The sequence below is a fragment of the Thermocatellispora tengchongensis genome, from assembly GCF_014202315.1.
Lineage (GTDB): Bacteria > Actinomycetota > Actinomycetes > Streptosporangiales > Streptosporangiaceae > Thermocatellispora > Thermocatellispora tengchongensis.
Map to the genome: position 1 here is coordinate 12,214 of NZ_JACHGN010000018.1, position 19,146 is coordinate 31,359.

Genomic DNA, 19,146 nt, shown 5'->3' on the forward strand with positions numbered 1-19,146 from the left:
TCCGCTCATTGCTTCTGGGAGTCCGTGATGGATAGCCAAGAAAAACTTTTTGACTACCTCAAGAGGGCGTCGGCCGAGCTTCAGGAAACCCGTAAGCGGCTGCGCCGGATGGAGGCGGCCGAGCAGGAACCGATCGCGATCGTGAGTCTGGGCTGCCGGTACCCGGGCGGTGTCCATGACCCGGAGAGCTTTTGGGACCTGGTGGCTTCCGGCACGGACGCGATCGGCGGATTCCCGGCCGACCGGGGGTGGGAGGCACTCCGGCCCGCCGGCCCGGACCGTGCGAGCCTCTCGTTCGCCCTCCAGGGTGGTTTCGTTCATGATGCCGCGGAGTTCGATGCCGGGTTCTTCGGGATCAGCCCGCGTGAGGCGCTGGCGATGGACCCCCAGCAGCGGCTGATGCTGGAAGTTGCGTGGGAGGCGCTGGAGCGGGCCCGGATCGAGCCGCGCTCGCTGCGGGGCTCCTCGACCGGCGTGTTCGTGGGAGCCGGTTTCGCCGGGTACGGCGAGGGCCTGGTCGAGGCCGACACCGGCTCCGAGGGCTACCTGCTGACCGGGAGCCAGACCGCGATGATCTCGGGCCGGGTGGCCTACACCCTCGGCCTGGAGGGCCCGGCGATCACGGTGGACACCGCCTGCTCGTCGTCCCTGGTCGCCCTGCACCTGGCCGCTCAGGCGCTGCGCTCGGGAGACTGCTCCCTGGCGCTGGCCGGCGGCGTCGTCGTGATGGTCACTCCGGGGGCGTTCGCGGAATTCTCCCAGCAGGGCGCCATGGCCGCCGACGGGCGCTGCAAGGCCTTCGCCGGTGCGGCGGACGGCATGGGCTGGGGCGAGGGCGCCGGACTGCTCGTCCTGGAACGGCTTTCCGACGCGCGCCGCAACGGCCACCCGGTGCTGGCGCTGATCGCCGGCACCGCCGTGAACCAGGACGGCGCCAGCAACGGGCTGACCGCGCCGAACGGGCCCTCGCAGCAGCGCGTCATCCGCGAGGCCCTGGCCAACGCCCGGGTCCGGGCCGACCAGGTGGACGTGGTCGAGGCGCACGGCACCGGCACGGTGCTCGGCGACCCGATCGAGGCGCAGGCGCTGCTGGCCACCTACGGCCAGGACCGGCCCGAGGACCGGCCGCTGTGGCTGGGATCGGTGAAGTCGAACATCGGTCACACCCAGGCCGCGGGTGGGGTCGCCGGGGTCATCAAGATGGTGCTGGCCCTCCAGCACGACCTGATGCCGCCCACCCTGCACGTCGATGTGCCCTCGCCGCAGGTGGACTGGTCGGTGGGCGACGTGCGGCTGCTGACCGAAGCGGTGCCGTGGCCCGCCGGCGGGCAGCCGCGCCGGGCCGGCGTCTCGGCGTTCGGCGCCAGCGGCACCAACGTCCACCTCATCCTCCAGGAGGCCCCCGCCGAGGGGGACGCCGACGGCGACCTCGCCGACAACCCCCCGCCCGCGGACGCCGCGGCCCTGGCGGTGCCGGTGCTGTCCGAGGGCACGGCCTGGCTGGTGTCGGCGCGCACCGCGGACGGCCTGAAGGCCCAGGCCGAACGGCTGGCCGATTTCGCCCGGAACCGGGCCGGCATGGAGGCCCGGGATCTGGCCGACATCGGGTGGTCCCTGGCGACGACCCGATCGGTGTTCGAGCACCGGGCCGTGGTCCGGGGCGAGAACCGGGACGAGCTCCTGGCGGGACTGGCGGCGCTGGCGGCCGACCGGCCCGCCGCCGGCGTCGCCGCCGGGGTGGTCGCGACCGGCCGCGGCCCGCGGCGGGTCGTGTTCGTCTTCCCGGGCCAGGGGTCGCAGTGGCTCGGCATGGGCCGGGAGCTGGCGGAGTCGTCGCCGGTGTTCGCGGCGCGGCTGGCCGAGTGCGGGCAGGCGCTGGCCCCGTACGTGGACTGGTCCCTGGACGACGTACTGGCCGGCGCCGACGGGGCTCCCGGGCTCGACCGGGTGGACGTCGTCCAGCCGGCGCTGTGGGCCGTGATGGTGTCCCTGGCGGCGGTGTGGCAGGCCGCCGGGGTGGAGCCGGACGCCGTGGTGGGGCACTCGCAGGGCGAGATCGCGGCGGCGGTCGTGGCCGGCGGCCTGACCCTCGACGACGCCGCCAAGGTGGTGGCGCTGCGCAGCCAGGCCCTGACCGCCCTGTCCGGCTGGGGCGGGATGCTGTCGATCGCCGAGCCGGAGCCGGCGGTGACCGCCCGGGTGGCGCCCTGGGCCGACCAGGTGGCGGTGGCGGCGGTGAACGGCCCGGCCGCGACCGTCGTCTCGGGCACGCCGGAGGCCCTGCGGGAGATCCAGGCCGCGTGCGAGCGCGACGGCGTGCGGGCGCGGATGCTGCCGGTGGACTACGCCTCGCACGGTCCCCAGGTGAACTGGCTGCAGGACAAGATCCAGAGCATGCTGGCCGGGATCGCTCCCCGGCCGGCGCGGCTGCCGATGGTGTCGTCGATGACCGGCGAGACGCTGGCCGGTCCGGAGCTCGGGCCCGAGTACTGGTACGCGAGCCTGCGCGCCCCGGTGCGGTTCTCCCGCGCCATCGAGGCGCTGGGCCGGTCCCGTCACAGCGTGTTCATCGAGACCTCCGCGCACCCGGTGCTGACCACCTCGATCGCCGCCACCCTGGAGAACCTCGCCGGCTCCGGCGAGAGCGACGGCGTCTCCGGCCCGGCGCCGGTGGTGACCGGCACGCTGCGCCGGGACGACGGCGGCCCGGCCCGGCTCCTCGCGTCGCTGGCCGAGGCTCACGTCCACGGCGTCGGCGTCGACTGGTCCTCGGTTCTGCCCGCCGGACGGCGGATCGACCTGCCGACGTACGCGTTCCAGCGTCAGCGCTTCTGGCCGGACCCGGTCCCGGCCGCGAACGGCGTCGCCACCCCGGGCGAGCACGACTCGCCGGCGCAGGCCCGGTTCTGGGCCGCCGTCGAGAACGGCGACGTGGACACCCTGGCCGACACCCTCGCCGTGGACGAACACCGCCTCAACGACATCGTCCCGGCCCTGGCGTCCTGGCGACGCCGGGAGCGCGACGACTCGGCGACCGCGAGCTGGCGATACCGGGTCTCCTGGGTGCCGGTGCCCGACCCGGCGCCGTCCGCCCTCCACGGGACCTGGCTCGTCGTGGCCCCGGCCGGCGGGAACGCGGGAGAGCAGATCGCCGAATGCGTACGCGCCCTGACCGCTCGCGGCGCCGACGTCGTGCTCGCCGAGGTGCCTGCCGGGGAGGTCGATCAGAGCTCGCTCGCCGCCCGGATCGCAGACGTTCTCGCCCGGTCGCCGGAGTCCCCGCCCGATGGCGAGAGGCCGGTGGCGGGAGTCGTGTCGCTGCTGGCGCTGGACGCCACACCGCTGCCCGGCCGGCCGATGGTGACCAGCGGCGTGGCCGGAACGCTGGGCCTGGTCCAGGCTCTCGGCCAGGCCGGGATCGCGGCGCCGCTGTGGGTGCTGACGTCCGGAGCGGTGGCCACCGCCCCCGGCGAGCCGCTGACCAGCCCGGCCCAGGCGCAGGTCTGGGGCCTGGGCCGGGTCGCGGGCCTGGAACACCCCGATCGCTGGGGTGGTCTCATCGACCTGCCGCCCACGCTCGACGCACGGGCCGCCAAGCGCCTCGGCGCCGTCCTGGCCGGATGCGGTGAGGACCAGGTGGCCATCCGCTCGGCCGGAGTCGTGGGCCGCAGGCTGGTCCGCACCGGGCCGTCCCGCAGTACCGGAGCATGGCGGCCACGCGGCACCGTACTGGTGACCGGAGCGAGCGGCGAGATCGGCCCGAACCTGGCGCGCTGGCTCGCCGACGCCGGCGCCCCCCACCTGACGCTGGTCAGCCGGCGCGGACCGGTGATCCCGGGGGCCGCCGCCGTGGCCGCGGCCCTGGCCGGCGCCGGAACCTCGGTCAGCCTCGCGGCGTGCGACGTCACCGATCGCGACGCCGTCGCCGGCCTGCTGACCTGGATCGACGGCATCGGACCGGCACTGTCCACGGTGATCCACGCGGCCACGGCGGTGGAGCTGCTGCCCCTGACGGACACCGGCGTGGACGATCTGGCGCTGGCCCTGGGCGCGAAGGTCACCGGAGCCACGCACCTGGACGAGCTGACCGCCGATCTGGACCTGGATGAGTTCGTCCTGTTCTCCTCGGTCGCCGCGATCTGGGGCGTCAGCGAGCACGCCACGTACGCGGCGGCCAACGCCCATCTGGACGCGCTGGCGGAGAACCGGCGTGCCCGCGGCCTGCCGGCCACGTCGGTGGCCTGGGGAGTCTGGGACACCGGCCAGGAATCCGACCAGGCCGACCGCGCGCTGAGCGTGATCCCGGAACGGTTGCGGCGCCAGGGCCTGCGGCTGCTGGACCCGGATCGGGCCCTGTCGGCCCTGGGCCAGGTGCTCGCCGACGACGAGACCGTGCTGTCGGTCGTGGACGTGGACTGGCCCCGGTTCTCGGCCGTGTTCAACGCCATGCGTTCCTGGCCGCTCCTGGACGCGATCCCCGAAGCGCGGCAGATCACCTCCGGCCCGACCGGCACCCCCGTGGTGACCTCGGGCGAGGCGGCCGAGCTGCTGGGCCGGCTGTCGGGCGCGACACCCGGCCGGCGGGAACACATCGTGACGGAACTGGTCCGCGCCCACGCCTCGGCCGTGCTCGGACACGCCTCCCCCGACGCGGTCGAGCCCGACCGCGCCTTCCGGGAGATGGGGTTCGACTCGCTGACGGCGGTGGAGCTGCGCACCCGGCTCAACCAGGCCACCGGTCTGCACCTGCCCTCGACCGTCGTGTTCGACCACCCGTCGCCGCTGGCGCTGGCCCGGCAGATCCTGACCCGGCTCATGGGCACCCAGGAGCCGGCGTCGCCGGTCTCGCGGGTCACGCCGGTGTCGGCGAGCGATCCGGTGGTGATCGTCGGAATGGGGTGCCGGTTCCCCGGCGGTGCGGACAGCCCGGAAGCACTGTGGCGGTTGCTCGCGACCGGCGGGGACGCCATCGGCGGCTTCCCGGCCGACCGGGGCTGGGACCTCGCCGGCCTGTTGAACACCGTTCCCGGTTCGGCGCTGACCTCGGTCACCCGTGAAGGTGGCTTCGTCGCCGGGGCGGCGGACTTCGATGCGGCGTTCTTCCGGATCAGTCCGCGTGAGGCGCTGGCGATGGATCCGCAGCAGCGGTTGTTGCTGGAAACGTCGTGGGAGGCGCTGGAGCACGCCGGGGTGGACCCGGTGTCGTTGCGTGGCTCTCTGACGGGTGTGTTCGCGGGTGCGGCGTCGTCGGGGTATGCCGGGCAGGCCGGGTTCGACGAGGGCTCGGCCGGCCACCTGATCACCGGCAATGTGACCAGTGTGATCTCGGGCCGGGTCTCCTACACGCTGGGTCTCGAAGGTCCTGCGGTGACGGTGGACACGGCGTGTTCTTCGGCCCTGGTGGCGTTGCACCTGGCCGCTCAGGCGTTGCGCGCCGGTGAGTGCGATCTCGCGCTGGCGGGCGGTGTGATGGTGATCGCCGATCCGGCCGAGTTCATCGGTTTCTCGCAGCAGGGGGCGCTGGCGGCCGATGGCCGGTGCAAGGCGTTCTCGGCTGAGGCGGATGGGATGGGCCTGGCCGAGGGCGCGGGCATGATCGTGCTGGAGCGGCTTTCCGACGCCCGCCGCAACGGCCACACGGTGCTGGCGGTGGTGGCCGGTAGTGCGGTCAATCAGGACGGGGCGTCGAACGGGTTGTCGGCGCCGAACGGCCCGTCGCAGCAGCGGGTGATCCGTGCCGCCTTGGCGAGTGCCGGGCTGGAGCCGGGTGACGTGGACGCGGTGGAGGGGCACGGCACCGGCACCCGTCTCGGGGACCCGATCGAGGCCCAGGCGATCCTGGCCACCTACGGGCAGGACCGGCCGGAGGGGCGGCCGTTGTGGCTGGGCTCGGTGAAGTCCAACATCGGCCATGCCCAGCAGGCCGCGGGCGCGGCCGGAGTGATCAAGATGGTCCTGGCCTTGCAGCACGGCCTGCTGCCGGCCACGCTGCACGCCGATGTTCCGTCGCCGGAGGTGGACTGGAGCGCCGGTGAGGTCCGGCTGCTCACCGAACCGGTGGCCTGGTCCGCGAACGGCCGCCCTCGCCGGGCCGGCGTGTCGTCCTTCGGGATCAGCGGCACCAACGCCCATATGATCCTGGAGGAGGCCCCGGCCGGCACCGAGCCCGAGACGGACGACGACGCGGCCATCGCGCCGGTTCCGGTGCTGTCGGACGCGACGGCCTGGCTCGTGTCCAGCCAGACCGCGCCCGGACTGACGGCTGCGGCCCGCCGGCTGGCCGGCCACCTGTCCGCGCACCCGGACCTCGATCCGGTCGATGTCGGCTGGTCGCTGGCGACCACCCGATCGACGTTCGAGCACCGGGCCGTCGTCACCGGCGCCACCACCGACGACCTGATCGCCGGGCTGTCCGCCCTGGTGGCGGAGCGACCGGCCGCCGGTCTGGTCACCGGCGCGGCCGATGCCACCGGTCCGGTGGTGTTCGTCTTCCCCGGTCAGGGCAGCCAGTGGGCCGGTATGGGCCGGGACCTGGCGGAGGCCAGCCCGGTGTTCGCGGGGCGGCTGGCCGAGTGCGGTCAGGCGCTGGCTCCGTATGTGGACTGGTCGTTGGACGACGTGCTGCACGGCCGGGAGGGTGCGCCGGGCCTGGACCGGGTGGATGTCGTCCAGCCCGCCCTGTGGGCGGTGATGGTGTCGCTGGCCGCGGTGTGGCAGGCCGCCGGGGTGAACCCGGACGCGGTCGTGGGCCACAGCCAGGGCGAGATCGCCGCGGCCGTGGTGGCCGGAATCCTGAGCCTGGAGGACGCCGCGAAGATCGTGGCGTTGCGGAGCCGGGCGTTGACCGCGTTGTCGGGCCGGGGCGGGATGCTCTCCATCGCCGAGTCCGTCACCGCCGTCCGGAGCCGGGTGGAGCCGTGGGGTGACCGCGTGTCGGTCGCGGCCGTGAACGGCCCTGACGCCACCGTGGTTTCCGGTGACCCGGACGCGCTGGCGGAGGTCCTGGCCGGGTGTGAGCGGGATGGCGTCCGGGCGCGGATGCTGCCGGTGGACTACGCCTCGCACGGCCCCCAGGTGGACGCCATCCGGGACGACGTGCTCACCGCACTCGCGGGGATCACCCCGCAGCCGGGCCGGGTGCCGATGGTGTCGGCGATGACCGGCGAGTTCGTCGAAGGTCCGGAGATGGGCGCCGGGTACTGGTACGCCAGCCTGCGCGCGACGGTGGAGTTCTCCCGCGCGGTCGAGGCACTGGGCCGGGCCGGGTACGGGGTGTTCGTCGAGACCTCTCCTCACCCGGTGCTGACCGCCCCGGTCACCGCCACCCTCGAAGGGCTGTCCGGCGCGGCCGACCCGGTGGTCACCGGGACCCTGCGGCGGGACGACGGTGGCTCGGCGCGGCTGCTGGCCTCCCTGGCGGAGGTGCACGTGCGCGGTGTCGGCGTGGATTGGCCGGTGGTGTTGCCGGTGGGGGAGCGGGTCGGGTTGCCGACGTATGCGTTCCAGCGGCAGCGGTTCTGGCCGAAGCCGGTGCCGGCTCCTCGTCGTTCGGGTGAGGACGGGGTGACGGCGGAGGAGAGTGCGTTCTGGGCGGCGGTGGCCGGTGGTGATGTGGAGGGTCTGGCGCGGACGCTGGCCGTGGACGGGGAGCGTCTGCGGGAGGTGGTGCCGGCGTTGGCGGCGTGGCGGCAGCGTGAGCGGGGCGAGTCGGCGGTCGCCGAGTGGCGCTACCGGATCACCTGGACCCCGCTCGCCCCCCTCGGCCCGGTGACGCTGCCGGGCACCTGGCTGGTCGTGGCCCCGGCCGGATCGGCCCACGAGGCCCTGATCGCCGACTGCCGCCGAGCCCTGACCGGCCACGGCGCGCGGGTGCTGCTCGCCGAGATCCCGGCGGGAGAGGTGGACCGGTCGGCGCTGGCCGAGCGGATCGCGGAAACCCTCCGCACGGCGACGGAGAACGCCGACGACGCTCCCGCCGTGACCGGAATCGTCTCGCTGCTGGCCCTGGACGAGTCCCCCCTGGCCGAATCGCCGGTCGTGGCCGCCGGCCTGGCCGGGACCATGGGCCTGGTCCAGGCCCTCGGGGACGCCGGGATCGGTGCGCCGTTGTGGGTGCTGACCTCGGGGGCGGTGGCCGCCGGTGAAGTCCCGGCCGCTCCCGTGCAGGCGCAGACCTGGGCCTTCGGCCGGGTCGTCGCGCTGGAACACCCCGACCGCTGGGGCGGCCTCATCGACCTGCCCCCGGCGTGGGACGACCGCACCGCCGACCGGCTCGTCGCCGTCCTGGCCGGATGCGGCGAGGACCAGGTCGCCATCCGCTCCGGCGGAGTCCTGGGCCGGCGGATGGTCCGCGTCGCCCGTCCGGTCTCCGGCGGACGACGTTGGGCTCCGGACGGCAGCGTCCTCGTCACCGGCGGCACCGGCGGCGTCGGCGGGCACGTGGCCCGCTGGCTGACCGGCCGTGACGCCGCCCGGATCGTGCTGTCCAGCCGCTCCGGTCCGGGCGCGCCCGGCGCGGCGACGCTGGCCGCAGAACTGGCCACCGCCGGCACCGACGTAGCCGTCCTCGCCGGCGACGTCGGCGACCGCGCCCAGACCGCCGCCCTGCTGACCTGGATCGACACCCACGGCCCCGCACTCAGCTCGATCATGCACGCCGCCGGCGCCGGACTGGGCGGCCCCGTGCACGACATGAGCCCGGCCGACCTGGCCGCGGTACTGCAGGCCAAGGCCGGCGGCGCGGCCTACCTGGACGACCTGACCGCGGACCGGGACCTGGACGCGTTCGTCGTCTTCTCCTCCGGCGCGGCCACCTGGGGCGGCGCCCGGCTGTCGGGCTACGCGGCCGCCAACGCCGCACTCGACGCCCTGGTCGAGGAGCGCCGGGCCCGCGGCCTGGCCGGGACGTCCGTCGCCTGGGGGCTGTGGGGCGGCGGGGGCATGGGCGAGGGCGTCGCCGGAGACGTGCTCCAGCGCCTCGGGGTGCGGGAGATGGACGCCGGTCTGGCCGTCGGCGCGCTGGCGGCGATCCTGGACGCCGGGGAGGACCTGGTCACGGTCTCGGATATCGACTGGGACCGGTTCGCCCCCATCTTCACCGTCCAACGGCCCAGCCCCCTGCTGGCCGACCTGCCGGAAGCCCGGCAGGCGCTCAACGACGCCCAGACGTCCGGCACGCAGGCCGTCGCCGGGACCGAGCTGGGCCGCCGGCTGACCGGCCTCAACCGGGCCGAGCAGGAGCGCGTCCTCACCGACCTGGTCCGGGCCGAGGCCGCCGCCGTCCTCGGGCACGCGTCGGCCGAGGCCGTACCGGCCGGGCGGGCGTTCAAGGACCTCGGCTTCGACTCCCTCACCGCCGTGGACCTGCGCACCCGGCTCAACACCGTGACGGGGCTGAAACTGCCCGCCACGCTCGTCTTCGACTACCCCACGCCGGCCGCGGTCGTGCAGTTCCTGCGGACCGAACTGCTCGGCGTCCTGGCCGATTCCGAGACGCCGACCGCGGCCCACACAGTCGCCGACCCCGGCGAGCCGATCGCCATCATCGGGATCGGCTGCCGGTTCCCCGGCGGCGTCCGCGAACCCGAGGAGTTCTGGGATCTGCTCGCCGCCGGAACCGACGCGATCTCCGGGTTCCCCACGGACCGCGACTGGGACTCCGAAGGACTCTACGCCGGGCTGGACCCCGATGCGGCCACCACCGTCGTGGGCGGATTCATCTACGACGCGGCCGACTTCGACCCCGGGTTCTTCGGGATCAGCCCGCGTGAGGCGATCACCATGGACCCGCAGCAGCGGCTGCTGTTGGAGACGGCCTGGGAGGCGGTCGAGCGGGCCGGGATCGACCCGGCGTCCCTGAAGGGCACCGCGACCGGGGTCTTCGCCGGCGCCGGCTACGGCGGGTACGGGTACGGCCTGGCCGAAGAGGCCGGCACCGAGGGGTACGTGCTCATCGGCGGCCTCACCTCGGTGATCTCCGGCCGCGTGTCCTACACGCTCGGCCTCGAAGGTCCTGCGGTGACCGTGGACACGGCCTGCTCGTCGTCCCTGGTCGCGCTGCACCTGGCCTGTCAGGCGCTGCGTTCGCGCGAGTGCTCGATGGCGCTGGCCGGTGGCGTGGCCGTCATGTCCACCCCGACCGCCTTCTCCGAGTTCTCCCGCCAGCAGGGCTTGGCCTTCGACGGCCGGTGCAAGGCGTTCTCCGCCGACGCGGACGGCATCGGCTGGGGCGAAGGCGCCGGGATGATCCTCCTGGAACGGCTCTCCGACGCCCGGCGAAACGGGCACAAGGTGCTGGCCGTGGTGCGCGGTAGCGCGATGAACCAGGACGGCGCCAGCAACGGCATCACGGCGCCGAACGGCCCCTCCCAGCAGAAGGTCATCCGGACCGCCCTGGCGAACGCCGGCCTGCGCGCGGACGAGGTCGATGCGGTGGAGGCCCACGGCACCGGCACCCGGCTGGGCGACCCGATCGAGGCCCAGGCCCTGCTGGCCACCTATGGGCAGGGCCGGCCCGAGAACCGGCCGCTCTGGCTCGGTTCCGTGAAGTCGAACATCGGGCACACGCAGACCGCGGCCGGGGTGGCCGGGGTCATCAAGATGGTCCTGGCCCTCCAGCACCGGGAGCTGCCGCGCACCCTGCACGCCGAGGAGCCCAGCCCGCACGTGGACTGGAGCGCGGGCGAGGTCCGGCTGCTGAACGAGCCCGTCCCGTGGCCGGCGAACGGCCGTCCCCGGCGGGCCGGAGTGTCGGCGTTCGGCATCAGCGGCACCAACGTGCACGCCATCATCGAAGAGGCCCCGCCGGTCGCCGATCCCGGCGACTCGCCGCACTCGCCCGACTCGCCCACCGGGGCCGCCGAGGCGGCCGACGACGAGACGGCGACGCCGGTGCTGACCGGCCCGGTGGCGGCGTGGCTGGTTTCGGCGCGGTCGAGTGCCGGGCTGGGGGCGCAGGCGGGCCGGCTGGGTGAGTTCGTGCGGGCTCGTCCGGAGCTGGATGTCGCGGATGTGGCGTGGTCGCTGGTGACGAGCCGGTCGGTGTTCGAGCACCGGGCGGTGGTGGTCGGCCGGGATCGGCCGGAGTTGCTGTCGGGGTTGTCCTCGGTGGCGGCCGGTCGCCCGGCGGCGGGCGTGGTGACCGGGACGGTTCCGGCCGGTGGCGGTGGCGGCCGGGTGGTGTTCGTCTTCCCCGGTCAGGGCAGCCAGTGGGCCGGGATGGGCCGGGAGCTGGCCGAGGCCAGCCCGGTGTTCGCGGCGCGTCTGGTCGAGTGCGGCCGGGCGCTGGCTCCGTATGTGGACTGGTCGTTGGACGACGTGCTGCACGGCCGCGATGGCGCGCCGGGCCTGGACCGGGTGGATGTCGTCCAGCCCGCCCTGTGGGCCGTGATGGTGTCCCTGGCCGCGGTGTGGCAGGCCGCCGGGGTGAACCCGGATGCGGTCGTGGGCCACAGCCAGGGCGAGATCGCCGCGGCCGTGGTGGCCGGAATCCTCACCCTGGAGGACGCGGCCAAGGTCGTGGCGTTGCGGAGCCGGGCGTTGACCGCGTTGTCGGGCCGGGGCGGGATGCTCTCGATCGCCGAGTCCGTCACCGCGGTGCGGATGCGGGTGGAGCCCTGGGGTGAGCGGGTGTCGGTGGCGGCGGTGAACGGCCCGGTCGCGACGGTCGTCTCCGGTGACCCGGACGCCCTGGCGGAGGTCCTGGCCGGGTGTGAGCGGGACGGTGTCCGGGCGCGGATGCTGCCGGTGGACTACGCCTCGCACGGCCCCCAGGTGGACGAGCTGCGCGAGGAGATCCTGAAGCTGCTGGACGGGATCACCCCCCAGCCGGGCCGGGTCCCGATGGTGTCGGCGATGACCGGTGAGTTCGTGGAAGGCCCGGAGATGGACGCCGGGTACTGGTACGCCAGCCTGCGCGCGACCGTGGAGTTCTCCCAGGCGATCGAGGCACTGGACCGGGCCGGATACGGCGTGTTCGTCGAGACCTCCGCGCACCCCGTCCTGACCAACGCGATCAGCGACACCCTCGACCGTGGCGCCGACGAGAACACCTCCGGCCTCTTCGCGCCGGCCCGGGTCGTGACCGGGACCCTGCGCCGCGACGACGGCGGCCCCGCCCGGATGCTGGCCTCCCTGGCCGAGGTGCACGTCCACGGCGTCCCGGTCGCCTGGACCACCATCCTGCCCCAGGCCGAGGTGGTGGAACTGCCGACCTACGCGTTCCAGCGGCAGCGGTACTGGCCCAAGCCGGTCCCCGCACCGGCCGCGAGCGCCGATGGCACCGGAGCCGCCGGCGAGGAGCGGTTCTGGAACGCGGTCGAGGCCGGCGACCTGGACGGCCTGTCCCAGACGCTGGCCGTGGACGGGGAGTACCTGGGCAAGGTGCTGCCGGCCCTGGCGTCCTGGCGGCAGCGCGAACGCGACGAGTCGCTGACCGCCGACTGGCGGTACCGGATCTCGTGGAAGCCGATGCGCGACCCCGCCCCGGCCGTACTGTCCGGTACCTGGCTGGTCGTCGTCCCCGCCGAGCTGGCCGGCGGCGATCTGGCCGCCGCCTGCCGGCGGACGCTGACCGACCGGGGCGCCCACGTGGTGCTCGCCGAGATCCCCGCGACCGGCCTGGACCGGCACGCGCTGGCCACCCGGATCGGCCAAGCCTTCGACTCGGCACCGCCGGCCGGGGTCCTGTCCCTGCTCGGTCTCGACGAGACGCCGCTGGCCGACCGGCCCGTGGTCCCGGCCGGCGTCGCCGGAACCCTGGCGCTGGTCCAGGCACTGGGTGACGCCGGGGTCACCGCCCCGCTGTGGGCGGTCACGCAGGGCGCGGTCACGGCCGGTGCCGCCGACCGGCCGGTCAGCCCGGTGCAGGCCCAGGTGTGGGGCCTGGGCCGTACGGCCGGGGTGGAGCATCCGGACCGCTGGGGCGGCCTGATCGACCTGCCGCCGGTCCTGGACGACCGGGCGCTGGCCCGCCTCGTCGGAGTCCTGGCCGATGGCGGCGAGGACCAGGTCGCGATCCGGATCGGCGGCGTTCTGGCCCGCCGCCTCGTCCGGGCCGCCCCTCGTCTCGCCGGTCCCGGCGGATGGGCGCCGCGGGGGACCGTGCTGATGACCGGAGCCAGCGGAGTGATCGGCCCGGATCTGGCCGCTTGGCTGGCGGAGGCCGGTGCCGAGCATGTGGTGTTGTCGAGTCGCCGGGGTCCGGGGACGCCGGGCGCGTCGGTGCTCGGGGCCCTTTTGGCCGAGGCGGGTACTGCGGTGACGATGGTCGCCTGTGATGTGGTGGATCGGGATGCGGTGGCCGGCATGCTGGGCTGGATTCCGACGGTGGCTCCGCCGTTGTCCACGGTGATCCACGGTGCGGTGGCGGTGGAGTTGATGGCGCTTGAGCGGGCCGATGTCGATCAGCTCGCGCTGGCTCTGGGTGCCAAGGTCGGCGGGGCGGCGCATCTGGACGAGCTGACGGCGGATCTCGATCTGGACGCCTTCGTGTTGTTCTCGTCGATCACCGCGACGTGGGGGGTGGGTGAGCACGGTACGTACGCCGCGGCGAACGCGCATCTGGACGCGCTGGCGGAGAACCGGCGTGCCCGTGGTCTGCCGGCGACGTCGGTGGCGTGGGGGGTCTGGAGCTCCGGCGGCCGGTTCGACGAACCCGACCCGAGCGAACCCGGCGCATCCGTACCGGATCGGCCGCTGAGCCTCATCCCGGAACGGATTCGGCGCCAGGGCCTGCGGCTGCTGGAGCCGCAGCGGGCCCTGGGCGTGCTGGGTCAGGTGCTCGCCGACGACGAGACCGTGCTGTCGGTGGCCGATGTGGACTGGCCGCGGTTCTCGGCGGTGTTCAACGCGGCCCGGTCCTGGCCCCTGCTGGACGAGATCCCCGAGGCCCGTCAGGTTGACGCCGCCGCGCCCGGGGCCGGCGTCGTCGCCTCGGGTGACGGCGCGGCGCTGCTGGAACGGCTGGTCGGGGTGTCGCCGGCGCAGCGGGAGCGGATCGTCACCGACCTGGTCAGCAGCCACGCCGCGGCCGTACTCGGCCATTCCTCGGCCGATGAGGTGGACGCGGCCCGAGCCTTCCGGGAGATGGGATTCGACTCCCTGACGGCGGTGGATCTGCGGGGCCGGCTGAACCAGGCGACGGGCCTGCAACTGCCCTCGACGGTCGTGTTCGACTACCCATCGCCGCTGGCGCTGGCCCGGCAGATCCTGACCCGGCTCATGGGCACTCAGGAGTCGGCGTCGGCGACCTCGCGGGTCACGCCGGTGTCGGCGAGCGATCCGGTGGTGATCGTCGGAATGGGCTGCCGGTTCCCCGGCGGGGTGGACAGCCCCGAGGCGATGTGGAAGCTGCTGTCGGCAGGCGGGGACGCCATCGGCGGCTTCCCCACCGACCGGGGCTGGGACCTTACCGGCCTCCTGGACACCGTCTCCGGTTCGGCGCTGACCTCGGTCACCCGGGAGGGTGGGTTCGTCGCCGGGGCGGCGGACTTCGATGCGGCGTTCTTCCGGATCAGTCCGCGTGAGGCGCTGGCGATGGATCCGCAGCAGCGGTTGTTGCTGGAAACGTCGTGGGAGGCGCTGGAGAACGCCGGGGTGGACCCGGTGTCGTTGCGCGGCTCTCTGACGGGTGTGTTCGCCGGTGCGGCGTCGTCGGGGTATGCCGGGCAGGCCGGGTTCGACGAGGGCTCGGCCGGCCACCTGATCACCGGCAATGTGACCAGTGTGATCTCCGGCCGGGTCTCCTACACCCTGGGACTCGAAGGCCCTGCGGTGACGGTGGACACGGCGTGTTCCTCGGCCCTGGTGTCGCTGCACCTGGCCGCTCAGGCGTTGCGCGCCGGCGAGTGCGACCTGGCCCTGGCCGGCGGTGTGATGGTGATCGCCGATCCGGCCGAGTTCATCGGCTTCTCCCAGCAGGGGGCCCTGGCCCTGGACGGCCGGTGCAAGGCGTTCTCCGCCGACGCCGACGGCATGGGCCTGGCCGAGGGCGCGGGCATGATCGTGCTGGAGCGGCTTTCCGACGCCCGCCGCAACGGCCACACGGTGCTGGCGGTGCTGGCCGGTAGTGCGGTCAACCAGGACGGGGCGTCGAACGGGTTGTCGGCGCCGAACGGCCCGTCGCAGCAACGGGTGATCCGTGCCGCCTTGGCCAGTGCCGGGCTGGAGCCGGGTGACGTGGACGCGGTCGAGGCGCACGGCACCGGCACCCGTCTCGGCGACCCGATCGAGGCCCAGGCCCTGCTGGCCACCTACGGGCAGGACCGTCCCCAGGGCCGCCCGCTGTGGCTGGGCACGGTGAAGTCCAACATCGGCCACGCCCAGCAGGCCGCCGGCGCGGCCGGGATCATCAAGATGGTCCTGGCCCTGCGGCACGGCCTGCTGCCGGCCACGCTGCACGCCGATGTCCCGTCGCCGGAGGTGGACTGGAGCGTCGGCGACGTCCGGCTGCTCACCGAACCGGTGGCCTGGTCCGCGAACGGCCGCCCCCGTCGGGCCGGCGTGTCGTCCTTCGGGATCAGCGGCACCAACGCGCACGTCATCCTCGAAGAACCCCCGGCCGAACTCGACCAGGCCGTCGAGAACGAGTCCGCGGGCGGCGAGGGCGACCCGGCCCGGGAGACGCCGTCCGTACTGACCGGTGAGACCACGTCCTGGCTGGTGTCCGGCCAATCCCCGGCCGCTCTGCGGGCACAGGCATCCCGGCTGGCCGGCCACCTGTCCGCGCACCCGGACCTCGATCCGGTCGATGTCGGCTGGTCGCTGGCGACCACCCGATCGACGTTCGAGCACCGGGCCGTCGTCACCGGCGCCACCACCGACGACCTGATCGCCAGGCTGTCCGCCCTGGTGGCCGAGCGACCGGCCGCCGGCCTGGTCACCGGCGCGGCCGATGCCACCGGTCCGGTGGTGTTCGTCTTCCCCGGTCAGGGCAGCCAGTGGGCCGGTATGGGCCGGGAGCTTGCCGAGGCCAGCCCGGTGTTCGCGGCGCGGCTGGCCGAGTGCGGTCAGGCGCTGGCTCCGTATGTGGACTGGTCGTTGGACGACGTGCTGCACGGCCGGGAGGGCGCGCCGGGCCTGGACCGGGTGGATGTCGTCCAGCCCGCCCTGTGGGCGGTGATGGTGTCGCTGGCCGCGGTGTGGCAGGCCGCCGGAGTGGAACCGGACGCGGTCGTCGGTCACAGTCAGGGTGAGATCGCCGCTGCGGTGGTGGCCGGAATCTTGAGCCTGGATGACGCCGCGAAGATCGTGGCGTTGCGGAGCCGGGCGTTGACCGCGTTGTCGGGCCGGGGCGGGATGCTCTCCATCGCCGAGTCCGTCACCGCCGTCCGGAGCCGGGTGGAGCCGTGGGGTGACCGCGTGTCGGTCGCGGCCGTGAACGGCCCCGACGCCACCGTGGTTTCCGGTGACCCGGACGCGCTGGCGGAGGTCCTGGCCGCATGTGAGCGGGATGGCGTCCGGGCGCGGATGCTGCCGGTGGACTACGCCTCGCACGGCCCCCAGGTGGACGAGCTCCGCGAGGAGATCCTGAAGCTGCTGGACGGGATTACCCCGCAGGCGGGCCGGGTGCCGATGGTGTCGGCGATGACCGGCGAGTTCGTGGAAGGTCCGGAGATGGACGCCGGGTACTGGTACGCCAGCCTGCGCGCGACCGTGGAGTTCTCCCGCGCGATCGAAGCACTGGGCCGGGCCGGGTACGGGGTGTTCGTCGAGACCTCTCCTCACCCGGTGCTGACCGCCCCGGTCACCGCCACCCTCGAAGGGCTGTCCGGCGCGGCCGACCCGGTGGTCACCGGGACCCTGCGGCGGGACGACGGTGGCTCGGCGCGGCTGCTGGCCTCCCTGGCGGAGGTGCACGTGCGCGGTGTCGGGGTGGATTGGCCGCTGGTGCTGCCGGTGGGGGAGCGGGTCGGGTTGCCGACGTATGCGTTCCAGCGGCAGCGGTATTGGCCCAAGCCGGTGCCGGCTCCTCGTCGTTCGGGTGAGGACGGGGTGACGGCGGAGGAGAGTGCGTTCTGGGCCGCGGTGGCCGGTGGTGATGTGGAGGGTCTGGCGCGGACGCTGGCCGTGGACGGGGAGCGTCTGCGGGAGGTGGTGCCGGCGTTGGCGGTGTGGCGGCGGCGTGAGCGGGGCGAGTCGGCGGTCGCCGAGTGGCGCTACCGGATCACCTGGACCCCGGTCTCCGAGCCCGCCCCCGCAGCCTTGGCGGGCACCTGGCTGCTGGTCACCCCCGCGGGCGAGGCCGGCTCCGGCCTGACCGCCCCCACCGTCCAGGCCCTGACCGGCCACGGCGCGCAGGTGCTGATCACCGAGGTCGCCCCCGGCGAGCCGAACCGGCAGTCACTGTGCGCCCGCATCACCCAGACCCTGGACGAGCATGGCGACGGGCTGCCGGTGGCCGGGGTCGTGTCCCTGCTAGCTATGGACGAGTCGCCCCTCGACGGGGCGCCCGTCGTGCCCACGGGCCTCGCCGGGACGATGGCGCTGGTCCAAGCCCTGGGCGACGCCGGGATCGGCGCACCGCTGTGGATGCTGACGTCGGGCGCGGTGGCGGCGGTCGCCGGTGAGGTGCCCGTCAGTCCGGTGCCCGCACAGTCGTGGGCGTTCGGCCGCGTCGCCGGTCTGGAGCATCCGGACCGCTGGGGCGGACTCATCGACCTGCCCCCGGCGTGGGACGACCGCACCGCCGACCGGCTCGTCGCGGTCCTGGCCGGATGCGGCGAGGACCAGGTCGCCATCCGTTCCGGTGGGGTGCTGGGCCGGCGGATGGTCCGCGCTCCCCGCCTGACCCGGCCGGCGACCGAGTGGAAGCCCGGCGGCGCCGTCCTGGTGACCGGCGGCACCGGTGGCGTCGGCGGGCACGTGGCCCGCTGGCTGACCGGCCGTGACGCCGCCCGGATCGTGCTGTCCAGCCGCTCCGGTCCGGGGGCGCAGGGCGCGGCGACGCTGGCCGCAGAGCTGGCCACCGCCGGCACCGACGTGGCCGTCCTCGCCGGCGACGTCGGCGACCGCGCCCAGACCGCCGCCCTGCTGACCTGGATCGACACCCACGGCCCCGCGCTCAGCTCGATCATGCACGCGGCCGGCGCCGGGCTGGGCGGCCCTCTCGACGCCATGGTGACGGCGGACCTGACCGAGTCGCTGCAGGCCAAGGCCGGCGGCGCTACCTACCTGGACGAGCTGACGGCGGACCGGGACCTGGACGCGTTCGTGGTGTTCTCCTCCGGCGCGGCGGCCTGGGGCAGCGGCCGGCTGGCCGGGTACGCGGCGGCGAACGCCGCCCTCGACGCCCTGGTCGAGGACCGCCTCGCCCGGGGCCTGGCCGGGACGTCGGTGGCCTGGGGGCTGTGGGGCGGCGGCGGCATGGGCGAGGGCCCGGCCGGGGACATGCTCCAGCGACTGGGCCTGCGGGAGATGGACCCGCAGGCCGCCGTCGGTGCCCTGGCGGCGATCCTGGACGCCGGGGAGACCCTGGTCGCGGTCTCGGACATCGACTGGGACCGGTTCGCGCCCATCTTCACCGTGCAACGCCCCAGTCCGCTGCTGGCCGACCTGCCCGAGGCCCAGCAGGCCCTGCGCGACTCCACGCCGTCGGGCGACGGCACGGAGCCGACGGCCCTGGGCCGGCGGCTGGAGGGACTCAGCCGGGCCGAGCAGGAGCGGGTCCTCACCGACCTGGTCCGGGCGGAGGCCGCGGCCGTCCTCGGCTACAACTCGGTGGAGGCAGTACCGGCCGGACGGGCGTTCAAGGACCTCGGCTTCGACTCCCTCACCGCCGTGGACCTGCGCACCCGGCTGAACGCGGCGACCGGGCTGAAACTGCCCGCCACGCTGGTCTTCGACTATCCCACGCCCGCCGTCCTGGCCGATTTCATCCGTGCCAAGGCCGTCAACGAGCAGACCGACTACGCCATCGCGGTGGCGGAACTCAAGAAACTGCAGGCCGTCCTCTCCAGGGCCACCTGGAGCAGCGAGGAGCGCTTCGACATCACGTCCCGGCTCGAATCGATCGGCCAGGAACTGCGCGCCCGGCACAACGGCGACGAGCCGGATACCGATCGGGAGCTTGAGTCGGCGACCGACGACGAGATGTTCGACTTTGTGGAAAAAGAGCTCCGCGCTGCCGACTTCGATTGATGCACAAAG

1 protein-coding gene is annotated in these 19,146 nt (G+C 74.3%); it reads left to right on the forward strand.

Features of this window, described 5'->3' with window-relative positions; translation table 11 throughout:
• Positions 1 to 27 precede the first annotated feature (27 nt).
• Positions 28 to 19,137, forward strand: a complete 19,110-nt coding sequence (locus HNP84_RS53930) for a type I polyketide synthase (RefSeq protein ID WP_185054382.1) — start codon at positions 28 to 30, stop codon at positions 19,135 to 19,137.
• The last annotated feature ends 9 nt before the right edge of the window (positions 19,138 to 19,146 follow it).

Coding starts and splice junctions, on each gene's coding strand:
- HNP84_RS53930 (WP_185054382.1), top strand. CDS start 28: ATGGATAGCCAAGAAAAACTTTTTGACTACCTCAAGAGGGCGTCGGCC.